Genomic DNA, 15,122 nt, shown 5'->3' with positions numbered 1-15,122 from the left:
AATTGGCGATTTCTTTTGTCATTTAAAATCGATGGCAGGTCAAACGGTAACAGGATTGTGGTTTTCTAATCAGCTGTAATTGAAAAAGGGAAGCAAGCGTCCTGATGGCTAAAGCTGCTCTTTGGGAAGGACTGATCCATGATCGATTTCAAGGGAAAGATACGCTGAAAGGTGGGGCATCAACAAATGAACAAGAAAAAGAGAAAGGTATATTTCACTATCATTATTGGCTTACTTGGAGGACTCTACTTTTTTTCAACCATGAGTGTGTTTTCTTCAAACATTTTCTTTGCTGCTCAGCTGGAGGAAGACACGGTTGCGAGTGAAGCATTTGAACCGATACGAGAGAAAGAAGCCGAGGAAAGAGTTGCCATTTATTTTGATGAATCAACGAAAGCTGGGACTGTAGGAGACATGTTGCTAGTCGCATTTCATACGGACCGTCCCATTAATGAAATAGCGATCCGATTGCCGCAATCTGCGGTTATTGCTGAAGAGGAGTTGCCAAAGGGAGTCAAAATTACACCAACCACTGAAGAGAATGGGTGGAAACTAACGACCGATACCCCTAGAAGTGATTTCTTGGTTCCAGTGGTAGTTGATACAGCAGGGTCGTTTCCATTTGAGGTAGCAGAATCAATGATAATACTTGAGATAAAAGAAGCACGGGAGACAAACCCTACGGATACACAAGAGGATGACCAAACTGATTCGAGTGACTCCACTGATCAATTGGATCAAGAGGATCAAGTAGCAGAAGAGAAGGAAATAGAAAGCCAGCTTCCTGAGGCATCAGATTCTGATCCTGGCAATCTGTATCTTTTAGGCGACGACGTAAAAAAGAGAGGGGTTGCTAACTGGATCGAATTTATGGCTGCAATGGTCGATCCGACGGTCAATTATATTTATTTGACAGCCAGTTTTCAAACGAACGATAATCCTCGTTTAGGTATTACGGGAATTGACGGCTGGAGCAGCAGCGCCAATCCTAATGGCGGATTAGCCTATGTTTATATCAATGCCTCGAGAGTTTCAAGAACGTTAATCATTGATGGTCTCGACACCTATCAGATGGATCTTAGAGCCGTTGCGATCTGTTTCCGCGATTCGAGTGTCAATCCTGATTCCCCATGGGACATTACCTTGCAAAATTTGGAACTCTACCATGGAAACTTTTGGGGGGCAATTGAATACCATGATTTGAACATGACAAATCAGCAGCGTTCAATCATTCGGTACCACAATCTCAACCATACTGGCAATCAGTTGTTTTACGGTTTGCACTCTCGAGCAAGCTTTTCTGGACATTCGGTTTCACACCAAACGCCTAGATATACATCAGACTTCAATGCTTCTTGGATGATTCACTCGAACATCCAAGCGAATTTTGAAATCAACCAAATAGAACTTCGTGAGGGAGCAAACGTCGAAATGTCGACGATCAGCTCAGGAAATCTTGATTTTTATAATACGAATGCGCGTCTCGTACTAGGGGATAATGCCCGACTCTCATTAAATGCCAACGGTTCAGCTGGTGAAGCAGGTGGTGCCAATATTCGGTTTGTCGCTGGCAATGGACGCATTGAGTTAGGAAAAGGTGCGGAATTGGCATTAAATACACAAAACAACAGTCCGGCAGTCATCACATCAGGCACGCCTCATGATATTCGCTTAATGGAAAAAAGTCGCTTGTCGGTTACTGCTGCAAACCGAACATTGTATAGTCATATTTTCTGGTTGAGTGCCAATACTCATGTAACCTTAGAAGACAGCAGCACCTTAGAGGTTGAAGCAACAAATCAAAATACAACCGCAAATATCTTCCACTTCTCTGGCACGACTGGCAATCTCAATGTTGGCAAAGATGCTACCTTAGATATTCGTTCGGACAGCCCTCAACCTGTCCAACGCCTACTTTTCTTTAGTGGTGCCAACAATCCCGCAAGATTGACGATCGACGATGCCAAGCGTGTCAATTTGCAAAGAACCCGCCCAATAACGACCACAACAAATGGTCTAATTGAAGGGGGAGGAATCACTGCAAAGAACCAGGCGATTCGCCAGTGGCGGCATGGAAATACAGGAGACCCATCTGATTTTCAGTGGCAACCGATTCTGTCCATGACTGCGGCGATTTCAGGAACCAATACCAATGTGACCAATGTATCTTCACTGAATGAGGACACAAGTCGAGGGGTTGCCGCGCAGTTTGCTTCTCGTTCACAACGTCTATTATTTGAGAGAATACCAGACATCACGGTGACCATCGATCCTTTGACAGAAGATAGAACCTTACCTAATGCCTATACGATTTCGGGAACTGCCAATCCTGGTAGCTACCTTCGATTTCAAAGAGAGGGGCTGATGCCAGAACCGACGCTTGAAACGACAGTCGATAGTGCTGGCAATAGCGGGTATTTTCACACACAAGCGGATGAAAACGGGCACTATTTACTTGATCTATCTGATTTAGAACCTTTCCAGTATTTTACACAAGGTGAGGTGGTCACCGCACAGGCATTTCTTGATGGTAAATGGGCAGAAGCATCAACCACTGTGGAACCCATTGGTGACGTTGACCCAAAAGATCCCCTTGATCCTGATCAACCGATTCTTCCTGAAAATCCACCATTGATACCAGAAAATCGCGGGTTTGTCAGCATAGACTTTGTTTCACAATTCGATTTTGGTACAGTACCGATTCGCTCGTCGACAAGCCGCTATCCGGCGCGTTCGCAACGAATTTCTTCAGTGGATGATTATGAATCAACCGAACGACCAAACTATATTCAGGTTTCCGATCGTCGATTTCTCCCAAATGGCTGGACCTTGAGTGCCCGTTTATCTGAGGAAGGGTTCGTTAGCACGGATGCGTTTAAGCACAACTTAAAAGGAGCGAGTGTGCATTTGAATAATATTGAAATGGTTACCTCTAGAGAAAATCCCTCTGAAGCACCAGACTACTTTGAAGCAATTGAGCTGGGACCGCAGAACCAAGTGATTGCACGTGCCAATGAAAAGCAAGGGGCGGGAACTTGGATTCAACGCTATGGAAACGAGCATACCATGCAAAAAAGTGTCGAGCTGGAAATCCCTATTGGCGCGAGGCCACAAGCAACAAGTTATCAAGGAACCATCCATTGGGAGCTGAGTTTCGTACCTGGTGCTGACGAATAACCCCTTGGAAAACAAGTAAATATGTTCTGCAATCGTGAATATGATCGAACACTGTAAAAGTTGATCAGACAAAAAGAAGTCCATTTGCCATTGGGCTTCTTTTTTTGTCTGAAACAAACGAGTAGTGGTTTACACTACTTTTCCCACTTTGGTGGATACGCTTTTCAATCAATAGAAGTGAGTGAAACCACAGGCAATGGATCGATGAGCAAAATCATGACACGGTAGTCATCAACGAAATCACCTAAGCACTTTGCCTTCTGCAGAATAAATTTAATTTAGTTATTTTAGTAATTAAATCCTGCTCAAATATTTTAATTTTCGCTTGCGTTTTGATATGCTAAGAACAAGGGGGAATCAAAGATGGAAGTTGATCTACAAATGCTGGCGATGATTTTCTTTATCAATCTCGCCTATGTTACATTGAACACACTGCGATTTTTATTGACAATGAAAGGGTATCGCGTGATTGCCCCATTAGTGAGTATGATCGAAATCACGATCTATATTTTAGGCTTATCTATGGTATTGGATCGTTTGGATAACCCACTGAATCTCTTGTTCTATGCATTAGGTTATGCTGCAGGAGTCAGTATCGGGATCAAAATCGAAGATAAGCTGGCTCTGGGCTATACAATGGTCACAGTGATCCTACCTAGTAATACAGATGAAGAAAAGAGTTTGCCGAAGATTTTGCGACAAGAGGGCTATGGTGTGACACAAAGCTTTGGTGAAGGATTGGAAGGCCCGCGACTGATTTTAGAGATTCTTTCCCAAAGAAAAAGTGAGAAAAAGCTCTATCAAACGATCAAAGCGGTGGAAGAGCGAGCGTTTATCATCAGCTATGAACCCAAGTATATCTCGGGTGGTTTTTGGACCAAAAAAATCAGTCGTAGAGAGGCGAAGTTGAAAAAGCAAGCACCTGTTGATTGAGGAACTAGAGGCAGCTTGATTCATTCGTGAAGAATAGTTGCATAATAAGCAGGGAGTTTATTGATGAGAGGAAGCGTTAGGTGTGGAAAAGAAAGCAAATGGCATGATGGCGGTCATCGCTGCACTGATCTCAAACATTTTGGTGGCGATCAGTAAGTTTGTCGGTTATGCCTTGAGCGGTAGTGCGGCCATGCTGAATGAAAGCATTCATAGTGTCGTAGATTGCAGCAATCAGATCTTTTTATTGATCGGTGATAAACGGGCAACAAAGGGACAAAGTGAACTGCATCAGTTTGGTGAAGGTCGGGCGAAATATTTTTTCAGCACGATCGTTGCGATGATGCTCTTCTTTGGTGGGGGCGCACTAGGCGTGATGGAAGCAGTGGAAAAGCTGCTGCATCCCGCCCATGAAGTCGGCAATACCTGGTTAGTGATCGCTATCTTGATTTTCGGGATGATCGTTGAAGGAAGTTCGTTGTGGATCGCAATCAAGGAGATCCGCGAGCTAAACGTCGAACGTCAACCAATCTATCGTTTTTTGAAAGAAAGTCGGCATAGTGAGATTTTGATCATTTTCACAGAAGACTTTTGTGCGGTGATCGGTCTGATGATCGCACTGATCGGAACGGTTTTAACAATGATTACCGGGAACGCATTTTTTGATGCCTTCAGCGGCTTATTGATTGGTCTTTTATTGATGGTAGCAGCGATCTTCTTAGCCCGCGAATTTTACAGTCTACTGATTGGGGAAAGTGTTACCAAACGTGATTTAGCGGTGATCAAACAAGCGTTTGAACGTCCCGATGTTGATCGCTTGATCGATGTGAAAACAGTCCATTTAGGGCCAGCAGAAATTTTGATTGCAGCGAAAGTCGATATTGCCGCAAAACAAGAAGAGGTCGGCTATGAGATCATTAATGAGATCGAAGCCGAGATCCGACATCAAATGGCAGATAAAAAAGTCTATATTTATATTGAAACGGATGAGTACGATCCTCACTACATGGAGAAGCGGCGCAAACTTGTGCGACCTTCCCACTGATTTAGCTAGAATAAAGCTGTTTTTTTTGATACAATAGACAAGGATTATCACATAGTGAAGGAGATTTCAAAATTATGATCAATGCAAGTGACTTAAGAGCTGGAATGACGTTTGTTCAAGACGGCAAACTTATCAAAGTATTAGATGCCAGCCACCACAAACCAGGTAAAGGAAATACGGTTATGCGTATGAAATTACGTGACGTTCGGACTGGTTCGACTTACGATACAACCTTCCGTCCAGAAGAAAAATTTGAAAAAGCGCATATCGATACGAAAGCTGTACAATACCTATATACAATGGACGATACCGCATTCTTTATGGATCTGGAAACCTATGAACAATATGAAATTCCAGTTGAAGTGGTTGAAGAAGAAATGAAGTTCATTCTAGAAAACATGGAAGTAAAAATCCAATTCTTCGGCAGCGAAGTGATTGGCGTGCAATTACCTTCAAGCGTAATCTTGAAAGTTGTTGAAACACAGCCATCGATCAAAGGGGCAACTGTGACTGGTTCTGGTAAGCCAGCAACGATGGAAACGGGCTTAGTTGTCAATGTTCCTGACTTTGTTGAAGAAGGCGAAATGCTAGAAATCAATACAGCTGAAGGTACCTATTTAAAACGTGCAAAATAGCAAAAAACCGCGACTTGTTCGCGGTTTTTTCTTTGCTCTTGTTGTGTTCAGAAGTGGCTCATTGTCCCATTGCCGATGTTTTTTGTAAAGGATAGATACTATAAGGTTTACTGATAAAGTAGGCGACGGAGCAGACGATCACAAAGAAGGGTAGATTTTGAAAGCCAAAGACTTCTCCACCAATAAAGATCGGTGCAAATAAGGTGCTAGTGGCGCTGCCAAAAACACTGGCATAGCCTAGTGCTGCTACCAGTTCGATAGGCAGTCCGAACAGTGGCGCCAACACGACCCCCAAAGAAGAGCCAATCGCAAACAAAGGGGTGACTTCTCCACCCAAAAAACCAATGCTGATGGTCAATACGGTCAACACCAACTTAAGCAGCCAATCATAAGAATAGATCGGTTGATTCGTGAAACTCGCGCTGATCAAATTTGTTCCTAAGCCTGAATAACGCCCTTGATACAACAAAACAAAAAGCAAGACTAACGCCAATGCGCCAATCCCAATACGCCACAGTGGATTCGGGAAGCGCCGCTTCATGATGCGTTTCATCGTTTCTAAACAGCCCGCAAAGCTACCGCCAACCATACCAAAAATCAACCCAATCACAAGTAATTTCAGAAAAACAGGTATCGTCAAATCGACGGATTGAGGCAACATAAGACTAAATTTTTCTAAGCCTAACCATTGAGAAGTCGTACTAGCAGTGAAAGCAGCCAGCAAAGCAGGTAAGAGGGCATGATGACTGAATTTACCGATGACAAGCACTTCCAATGCAAAGAACGTCGCAGCGATGGGGGTTTCAAATAAACCAGCAAATCCCGCAGCCATCCCAATCATGATCAGGGTGCTGGCGTACTTTTCTATTCGCAGCCATTTTCCTAAACGATTGGCGATGGTGGCACCTAACTGAACCGCAACTCCTTCTCTGCCGGCGCTTCCTCCAAATAAATGCGTCAGCCAGGTTCCCACCATTACAAAAGGAATCAAACGCAGCGGAATATCTTTTTCTTCTTCCTGCCCGACTAAAAACACTAAGTTCATTCCTTGAGGACTCCGATCGCCATACTTTTGGAAAAGGTAAGTAAAGCAAATACCGATAATTGGTAAGAAGAGAATCAATGGCAAAAAATGACTTTCACGAAAGGCACTTAAGAACAGCAAAATTTTACCAAAGAAAGTGTCAACGGCTCCAGCAAGCACCCCAATCACCAGACTGAGCAAACCTAATGTAGTCAGTTCAAAATACGTTGTTTTTTGTTTCTTCATTTCTATCACGATCCTTTAAAAAATATAGGAATAATGCTCTTGCAACTATGACGAACGAGTGAAAATAAAAAATGACTACTACACACTAAAAAAGTGGTAGAAGTCATTAGCAAAATTGCGGTTTCAGTAAGAACTGAGGGAGACATTCATTCCCTATTAGCATCAATATTATCTGATAAAACCCTCGTTTTGTCAATGGATGCTGGTCGCGAAAAGCAGTCCATCTAATACTTATCTTTTATACATACTTATGGTAAAATTAATTTCATAAGAATTTACATGTGAATTGAGCGTCGGAAGAGTCAATGGCAAGAAAAGGGATGAAAGGACGATCCTTCTACTGGTTGACCAAGGGAAAAACAGTAGGTAGTGAGGAATCGAAGGGGAAGAAAGAATGGTTGCATTTATGACGATCGAAAAATGGCTGCAAAGTGAGCGTTTTTATTACGTGATCCTACCAATTCTCATGGTGGTTGGTCTAATTGCGTTATTAGGGTTCCTGATGGTTTTGCTTTATCGAGAAAACCGCAACCCAAAAGTGACGCTATTGCTTGGCGGCATAGTCGTTGCGTGTCTGCTAGGCTTTTTTATTGGAGATCAAGTGTATGGTGAATTCAAAACGTATAATGCGCTGATCACACCGAATATCCGTGACCGCGAAAAAATGTTTTTAGGCTATAAATATTACGAATCTGATACTACAGCAGTTTATCAGCGCATCCAAAGCAATGAAGCGATTGAAACTTTAGGGATCTATCAAGCAGTACCAGTGGAACGGGCGATTGAATTTCTTGGATCTGCTCATAACTCCGTATATTTTAAAATGGGCGCCCAGGTTTACTATGCTCGCTATCAACCGACATTTGTGGAAGAGGAAACAACCGCTAAACTGCAGGGGGTTCAATACCATTTGACTGATCCTTCCTTTGAAACGATCGGCTTCTATTCCGAAACCAACAACTATTTGACGGCAATTACGATTCCAAATACTCAAGAAACCCTCGAATATCAATCCGTCGATTCTGTGATCCCGCAAGAATTTGGGAAAAGTCAAACCCAATGGGCGTTACCGAATAGGAATGAATAACCATAAAAGAAAACTACCTAAGTAACGAAAGAAAGTTCTCTCAAGAGGGAATCTTCCGTGCGCAGGTAGTTTTTTTGTATGCTTAGTCAGATAACATTGCTTTTCCTATGACTGATTAGGTAGTCCTCTTTCTTTTTGCGAGACAATTTTTTGAAGGCGGCTTCTGCTTGAGTGGCTTCACTGCGAGTGGAAAAGCTTTCTGCATGAATCATTTGCAAAGGTCTGCGACTAGCAGGACGGGTATATTTTGCCCCAATCCCTTTGTTGTGCTCTAATAAGCGGCGACTCAAATCAGTGGTATAACCACCGTAGAAGGACTGATCGTTGCAACGCAAGACATAAAAATAATGATTCTCAGCAGCCATAGAGCATCGCCTTCACTTCTGAACTATAGGCACCTGTTTCATCATAGGTAATGAGAGGGGAATCAATTTTAAAGCCATCCGCCTTACCATCCTTGATTCCTTCAATCAATAAAATATTTGCCTCTTTGCCTACTTTCGGATAGACGAAGCGGACGCGTTTTGGGGCGATTCGATGGGCACGCATATGGTCCAAAATATCGAGAAAGCGATCCGGTCGATGAACCATCGCAAACCGTCCGTTCATTTTTAACGCTTTACTGGCGGTTTGGATCACTTCATCTAAATTTGTGGTGATCTCGTGACGGGCGATCGCTAAATAGGGATTCGGGTTTTTGATCGCCGTCGGTACATTTTTAAAATAAGGCGGATTGCAGACCAAAAGATCGACGGAATCAGGTTTGATTTTTTGAAAGAGGTTCTTCAAGTCCATAGGATAGACCGTCAGCTGGTCTTGCAAGTCGTTTAATTCGATACTGCGTTGCGCCATATCCGCTAGACGTTCCTGCAATTCGACCTGATAAATATGAGCGGTCGTTTTTCTGCTGATAAATAAACCGACTGCACCATTCCCTGCACAAAGGTCAACGACCACACCTCTTTTTGGCACTCTAGCGTAATTGGCTAATAAGACAGCATCTAATGAAAAAGAAAAAACTTCGGAACTTTGAATGATCTTGATGTCATCGGCATACAATTGGTCGATGCGTTCGTTCGGTTGCAACATGAAGCATACTCCTGTTCTAAATTCATTTCAATGTATTATACTACGATTAAGAATAATGGGAAACGCTAAAAAATGCTTGTCATTTAAACCGTTTTTTTGCATACTTGAATAGGAGAGAAATAGAAAGGAAAATGAGTATGTTTTTTCGCTTTATGCGCGGTGTGGTTCGCGTAGTATTATTTTTGATCAACGGCAATGCTCGTTATCAAAACAAAGAGGTTTTACCTAAAAATGAAAACTATATTTTAGTGGCTCCTCACCGAACCTGGTGGGATCCATTGTACCTAGCAGTGGCTGCTCGGCCAAAGAAATTTAGTTTTATGGCGAAAGAAGAGCTGTTCAAAAACCCGATTTTACGGTTCATTTTGATTCATGCCAATGCTTTTCCAGTCAAACGGGACAAACCAGGACCGAGTGCGGTAAAGACGCCAGTCAAAATTTTGAAGGAAACCGATCTTAGCTTGATCATGTTTCCAAGTGGTACGAGACACGCAACGGCTTTAAAAGGCGGCATGGCGTTGATCGCAAAAATGGCTAAGGTCAAGATCGTTCCCTCTGTTTATCAAGGACCGCTGACATTAAAGGATTTATTTAAACGCAAGCGAGTAACCGTCCGCTTTGGGGAGCCAATCGATATCAGTGACATCAAAAAGATGGACAAAGAGGGCTTGGCGGAAGTCGAACGGCGCATCCAGGGTGCATTTGACACACTGGATCAAGCGATTGATCCGTCATTTGTTTATCAAATCGATGAGTCCAAAAGAGAAGATTAATACCTAAGAAAAGCCGCTGATCCTTTTGTGATCAGCGGCTTTTTTCTAAAGAGTTAATCCAATAATTCGAAAGCAAATTTGGTCCATGGTTTCAAATATTCCAACAAAGGCAACTCCTCTTTGGGGATAGTGCCGACTTTGTTTTTTCGCACGTCTTGGTGAGGGGTCAAAACGATCTGCAATTCGTTTTTGTACTGACCAAAGGTATCATTGCCGATAACGATGTCCCCGTAAGCAAACGGTTCTTGGTTTGTATGAGGGAGGTTTTCGACGGGACGGTACTTCACCCGTGACTGTGTGGAACGAGCAACTAACGCATTACTATCACCGCGACGAAAATGATTGGTTTCAGCTAATATCCTCCGTTCGATTTCGCTGGCTTCTGCTTCTACGGAAACGCCAAATGTCAGTTTGTAGCGATCGATCGCCGCCAGAGCTTTCAGTTCTGCATCCGACGCATAGGCATTGCCAATAATCACCGTATCGATCAACCCAGAAGCAAAAAGCAGCTTCCCTTGCAGCGCCAATGGTAAATCTCGACAAGATTCTAAGGTCGGTAAGCCATCATTGACTTCCCAAGGGCCAATTTTGGCTGATTGACTAGTGATGAAGGCGGCTGTTTTCAACCCATATTTTTTAAAACGTTGACTGCAGCTGCGGAAAAAAGCCTCCGTTAAGCCTGTGCCTCGTTGGGGGTAAAAATTGTGGCAGCCATATAAAAAAGGTTCATTTGCTTGATAAGAAAGGATATTTTCTAAATAGTTCACATCATTACTCATATTCAATTCAATCGCCAAGCCAAATGGATTAAAGGTCAGCTGGGCTTCTTTATTGCCATCAAATCCTTGATCCAAGCGGATACCGTCCGCACCTAATTCTGCAAAGAAGCTCAGATCGTCATAAGAGATCGCCAAATCACTAAAAACAGCTGGCGAAATATCTAATATCGTTTCAAAGCCAAGGTTCTTGGCAAACCCGATAATCGAAGAGAATTTTTTTCTGACGGGCTCTTTGCCTTCACTGACTTCCAGCATACTCATAAATAAGCGCGAATAACCAAGGGCAGCAGCTTTTTTTAAATAGTCTTGATCCAGTAAAGGATCGCTATGGTCGGGGTAAATCGAAAGGCCAATTTCTCGTTTCAATGGTTTTCCTTCTTTCTAAAAAACCGCACGAAGCACCTCTTGGCATTGAAAAAGCTGCTGAGGAAGGCTTCTTCTGTTGTCTTGATGGGTACTTCGTACGACCATTATTTACACATTATTGTGCGACTGGTTGATTTTCTTTTTCTAATTCGTTTTTGTCATAGATTTTTACGAATGGGTAATAGATCAGAATCGATAAAAGAATCAAAAGAACATTCAGCACGATGGCACGCCAATCGCCGCCAGTCGCTAAGAAAGCACCAATTGGTCCAGGCAATGTCCAAGGGGCATTGACCGTGACGGCATTGACTAAACCTGCTGAGGTGGCGACCCATGCAATGACACCATTGATTAAAGGCGCAATGATGAATGGTGGGATCAAGATTGGATTCAAGACGATCGGTGTACCGAAAATCAGTGGTTCATTGATGTTGAAAATTGCTGGAATTAAGGCTGTTTTTCCTAGTTTTGAACCGAATTCTGATTTGGTGCGAAACGCTAGCAAAATCGCCAAACCAATCGTTGAACCAGCCCCACCAATCCAGATAAACCATTGATAAAATGGTTCGGCTGCGATATTGGGAATCATATCTCCTGAAGCAAGCGCAGTTGTATTCCCTTCTAACAACTGCAACCATAATGGTCGAGCCAATGATCCAACGATAGAAGCACCATGGATCCCGAATGACCAGAAGAAGGTCGTCAAGAAGGTGATCAATAGCACACTTGGCAAGGTGTCTGCGGCACTGACTAAAGGATCGACGACTTTTGCCACGATCGTGTGCCAGTCAAAGCCGATATAGTAAGTGATCGCGCCCATTCCTAAAATAATGACTAAGGTAGGGGTCAAGGCTTCGAAAGAGCGAGCGACTGCAGGTGGGACTTGTTCTGGCATCGTGATTTTAAATTTCGATTTGTCCGTTAACCGATAGATTTCAACGGCAAGAATCGAGGTGATGATCGCCACGAACATACCAGCACTCCCTAAGTTGGCCATTGGCAAGACAAAGCCGACCGTTCCAGCAGCATCCAAGGCTTCTGCTGGGATATTGACCGGGGTGAAGGTCAGTAAAAAGGCGGTCGTAGCTAGGATCCCGCCAGAAAGACCATCAAGCTTATAAGAGCGAGAAAGACTGTATCCAATCCCGAATGCCGCATACAAGCTCATAATGTACATCGTCATTCGATAAGGCAATAAGATCGTTGTGGCATTACTAGACAAGAATTGATAGATGCCCCAACTTTGAGGCAGCGGTGGAAAGGCTAAAATCATAAAGAACGAACTGACGATGATCAATGGCAAGGTTGAGACGATCCCGTCACGAACCGCCCGCAAGTGACGCTGGCTGCCAAGTTTTTCCATCGGTCCTGCCAAATGGCGCTCGATGAATTGAGTGAATTTATCTAACATGGTTTATCCTCCTAAGGTGTTTTACATTTTTGCTTCCCATGGATTCGGAATGATTTTCCCTAAGATCACGCCTTGGGATGCCCCGGTTGCTGCAGGGGCATTGTTGACACGGCTGTGAAGGGTTTCATTTCCTAAGATGGCAAAAGCCACCGCTTCTTTGGCATCGTTGGAACCGCCAATGTCATCTTGTGTTCCAACGGCTACTGATTCTGGTAAATAGCCTTGGATCATCTCAATCAGCAGATGATTGTGGGCACCGCCGCCCGAGAGAATCACTTCCATATCGTTTGTTCCCAACTGAGGAAAAATGAACCGTTGGTAACTGTCAGCAATGGAAAAAGCGGTAAAATCGGTTAAAGTCCTCACCAAGTCTTCAGGTGCTGCTTCGGGATACTGGGTCAATAACTGCTGCACGAATTGTTTTCCAAAAAGCTCACGCCCGGTGCTTTTCGGCGGTTGCTGGGACAAATAAAAATGAGTTCTTAATTCCTTTTGCAAGGCTGGTATAATTGCTCCCGCACGGGCTGTTTCACCAAACGCATCATAAGGCTGACCGAATAGCTGAACCATTAATTCATCGATGACCATGTTTCCTGGACCTGTATCAAAGGCATACAGCTCGTTTAAGCTGCCACTTTTTGGTAGTACAGTAACATTGCCGATGCCGCCAATATTTTGCAGCAAACGATTTTTGGTGTCTGATTGATAGAGCAGATAGTCTGTATAAGGAACAAGAGGGGCGCCTTGACCGCCAGCAGCCATATCCATCACTCGAAAATCGGCGACGACTTTCGTTTGTAAGCCATAAGCGATAATTGAAGGTTCGCCAATTTGCAAGGTGCTGTTTTTCGCTGGGTCAGCATCGGGGGAGTGCCAGATCGTTTGTCCGTGGCTGGCAACAAAATCAATGCTTTTTTCTTCAATACCAGCTTTTTGGCAGAGGATTTGACACGCTTTCAAAAATTCATACCCTAATTCAGTATTTAATTGGCAGATGAGGGGAACATTTGATTCCACCGGATCACAAGCGGTTTTTATTCGCTCCTTCAATTCTTCACCAATGGGCAGCGTGATCATTTCCATCAGCTTTACGTCAGTTTCGGTGCCGCTGCCATTGATTTTTACTAAAGCAGCGTCGATCCCATCCAAACTGGTTCCTGACATGAGTCCTATTGCAAGCATATCGTTTCTCCTTTCTTTTAGAATAGTGATGAAAGCGATTGTTGAATTCGATTTCACACTCATTGTAAATGAAGTGTAATTATATTTCAAGATATAAATTTATAATTGAAAAAACATTTCAACATAATGATGTCAGGTGTTCGCTCTTTTTATCAAAAATGAGTGGTAAGTGAAATTTCGCTGGCAGAGAGATGTCTAACGATCAGGGAAAGTGGTATAATGGTTGGAAGGATATTTTTTAAGAAGGTGAAGAAATGCGCTTTATACATACAGCTGATTGGCACATCGGAAAAAAACTACATGGCTATGATTTGCTGGAGGACCAGCGAGCAATTATCGATCAAATCATTGCGATCGCTTTAGAAGAAAAAGTCGCTGCCATCGTCATTGCAGGTGATCTGTATGATCGTTCCGTTCCCGCTGTCGATGCAGTCAAATTATTGAATGAAAAAATCGCAGAAATCAATCTAACGAATGAACTGCCTTTATTGGCTATCTCAGGAAACCATGATAGCCCAACGCGGCTAGAAACCGGTAGTCAGTGGTTTCAACAAACACGCTTTTACCTGTCCACCAGCATCGAACAAAGTTTGCACCCGGTTGAGTTTGACGATACACAGTTCTTTTTACTGCCTTATTTTGAACCGATCGAGGCGCGCTTGTTTTTTGATGAACCATTAATGAAGATTTCTGATAGTGTCCAAAGAGTCATTGAGGAGATGACCAAGAACTTTGACTCGTCCAAAAAGCAAGTGCTAGTGACCCATTTTTTTGTGGCGGGTTCTAGCCAAACAGATTCAGAAACAAAAATTCAAGTTGGCGGATTGGACAGCGTACCGACCACCGCTTTTGCGCCATTTGATCGAGTCGTTTTGGGGCATTTACATGCCAATACCGCCCTGAAACATCCGAAAATCGGGTACAGTGGCTCTCCGCTGAAATTTTCCCTTTCTGAACGGACGAACCAAAAAGGGGTCTATCTTGTGGATACTGTAAAAGACACCAATGAATTTATTCCCCTCACACCAAAAAGGGATATCCAGCAACTGACGGCTTCCTTTGAGGAGTTGATCGATCCGGTTTTTTACCGTGATCTAAATCGTGAGGCGTTTTGGCATTTTCTGCTGACGGATCGTGCTGTGATTCCAAATATGATGAATCAGTTGCGAAAAATCTATCCATTTATTTTGTCTGTCGAACGGTTGAATGGACGAGAACAGACGAAAAAAAGACAGCTAACCACACGAGAAACCGACCCGCAGACCTTGATCAGTCATTTTTTTCAAGAAATGACGGGAGATTCATTGCTCGATGCACAAACCAAGTGGATCGAACAAGGATTAAATGAAGCATTTGTCGTGGAAAAGAGGGAATAGTC

General features: G+C 43.3%; 13 protein-coding genes and 1 riboswitch. Of the genes, 7 read left to right on the top strand and 6 right to left on the bottom strand.

Features of this window, described 5'->3' with window-relative positions; all coding sequences use genetic code 11:
- Window positions 1–186: 186 nt before the first annotated feature.
- The 4 genes from IGK61_RS10665 to efp all read left to right on the top strand — a co-directional run bounded on the left by IGK61_RS10665 (window position 187) and on the right by efp (window position 5,787).
- Window positions 187–3,177 (top strand): WxL domain-containing protein, encoded by a 2,991-nt coding sequence (locus IGK61_RS10665; RefSeq protein WP_074535158.1) that lies wholly within the window; start codon window positions 187–189, stop codon window positions 3,175–3,177.
- Window positions 3,178–3,540: 363 nt separating this feature from the next.
- Entirely contained in the window at window positions 3,541–4,110 is a 570-nt protein-coding gene (locus IGK61_RS10660) for a DUF2179 domain-containing protein (RefSeq protein WP_005229664.1), read from the top strand.
- A gap of 103 nt (window positions 4,111–4,213) precedes the next feature.
- On the top strand, window positions 4,214–5,152 hold the full coding sequence (locus IGK61_RS10655; RefSeq protein WP_005229666.1) for a cation diffusion facilitator family transporter: 939 nt from the start codon (window positions 4,214–4,216) through the stop codon (window positions 5,150–5,152).
- Window positions 5,153–5,226: 74 nt separating this feature from the next.
- Window positions 5,227–5,787, top strand: a complete 561-nt coding sequence (gene efp / locus IGK61_RS10650) for an elongation factor P (protein WP_005229668.1) — start codon at window positions 5,227–5,229, stop codon at window positions 5,785–5,787.
- Window positions 5,788–5,845: 58 nt separating this feature from the next.
- Here the strand turns inward: efp and IGK61_RS10645 are convergent, their stop codons facing one another.
- The gene (locus IGK61_RS10645; RefSeq protein WP_060792232.1) at window positions 5,846–7,057 is read right to left on the bottom strand and encodes a chloride channel protein; all 1,212 of its coding nucleotides are present in this window, start codon (window positions 7,055–7,057) and stop codon (window positions 5,846–5,848) included.
- Between the two features lie 90 nt (window positions 7,058–7,147).
- Window positions 7,148–7,220: riboswitch (Fluoride riboswitch) on the bottom strand.
- A 231-nt stretch (window positions 7,221–7,451) separates the two neighbouring features.
- Here IGK61_RS10645 and IGK61_RS10640 point away from each other — a divergent pair.
- The gene (locus IGK61_RS10640) at window positions 7,452–8,144 is read left to right on the top strand and encodes a hypothetical protein (protein ID WP_060792233.1); all 693 of its coding nucleotides are present in this window, start codon (window positions 7,452–7,454) and stop codon (window positions 8,142–8,144) included.
- A gap of 86 nt (window positions 8,145–8,230) precedes the next feature.
- Here the strand turns inward: IGK61_RS10640 and IGK61_RS10635 are convergent, their stop codons facing one another.
- Entirely contained in the window at window positions 8,231–8,509 is a 279-nt protein-coding gene (locus IGK61_RS10635; protein ID WP_060792234.1) for a GIY-YIG nuclease family protein, read from the bottom strand.
- On the bottom strand, window positions 8,499–9,233 hold the full coding sequence (locus IGK61_RS10630; RefSeq protein WP_060792235.1) for a tRNA1(Val) (adenine(37)-N6)-methyltransferase: 735 nt from the start codon (window positions 9,231–9,233) through the stop codon (window positions 8,499–8,501). Before IGK61_RS10630 ends, IGK61_RS10635 begins: the two co-directional genes overlap by 11 nt.
- A 137-nt stretch (window positions 9,234–9,370) precedes the next feature.
- Between IGK61_RS10630 and IGK61_RS10625 the strand changes: the two genes are divergently transcribed.
- Complete coding sequence (locus IGK61_RS10625; RefSeq protein ID WP_005229679.1) at window positions 9,371–10,006, top strand: lysophospholipid acyltransferase family protein; 636 nt, start codon at window positions 9,371–9,373, stop codon at window positions 10,004–10,006.
- A 53-nt stretch (window positions 10,007–10,059) separates the two neighbouring features.
- On the opposite strand, the gene IGK61_RS10620 is transcribed toward IGK61_RS10625, so the two are convergent.
- From IGK61_RS10620 to anmK, 3 genes are all read right to left on the bottom strand, one after another.
- Window positions 10,060–11,151, bottom strand: a complete 1,092-nt coding sequence (locus IGK61_RS10620; protein WP_060792236.1) for a DUF871 domain-containing protein — start codon at window positions 11,149–11,151, stop codon at window positions 10,060–10,062.
- 115 nt (window positions 11,152–11,266) lie between these two features.
- A complete protein-coding gene (locus tag IGK61_RS10615) occupies window positions 11,267–12,562 on the bottom strand; it encodes a PTS sugar transporter subunit IIC (protein ID WP_005229683.1) in 1,296 nt (431 codons plus the stop codon).
- A 21-nt stretch (window positions 12,563–12,583) separates the two neighbouring features.
- Entirely contained in the window at window positions 12,584–13,744 is a 1,161-nt protein-coding gene (anmK, locus tag IGK61_RS10610; RefSeq protein WP_060792237.1) for an anhydro-N-acetylmuramic acid kinase AnmK, read from the bottom strand.
- Window positions 13,745–13,998: 254 nt separating this feature from the next.
- Here anmK and IGK61_RS10605 point away from each other — a divergent pair, with 254 nt between their 5' ends.
- Complete coding sequence (locus tag IGK61_RS10605; protein ID WP_060792238.1) at window positions 13,999–15,120, top strand: exonuclease SbcCD subunit D; 1,122 nt, start codon at window positions 13,999–14,001, stop codon at window positions 15,118–15,120.
- The last annotated feature ends 2 nt before the right edge of the window (window positions 15,121–15,122 follow it).

Origin of the sequence: Enterococcus sp. AZ063, assembly GCF_051715045.1 — a bacterium.
Lineage (GTDB): Bacteria > Bacillota > Bacilli > Lactobacillales > Enterococcaceae > Enterococcus_D > Enterococcus_D casseliflavus.
The sequence above is the reverse complement of the archived record's forward strand: the minus strand, read 5'-3'. Positions and strand labels throughout refer to the sequence as shown.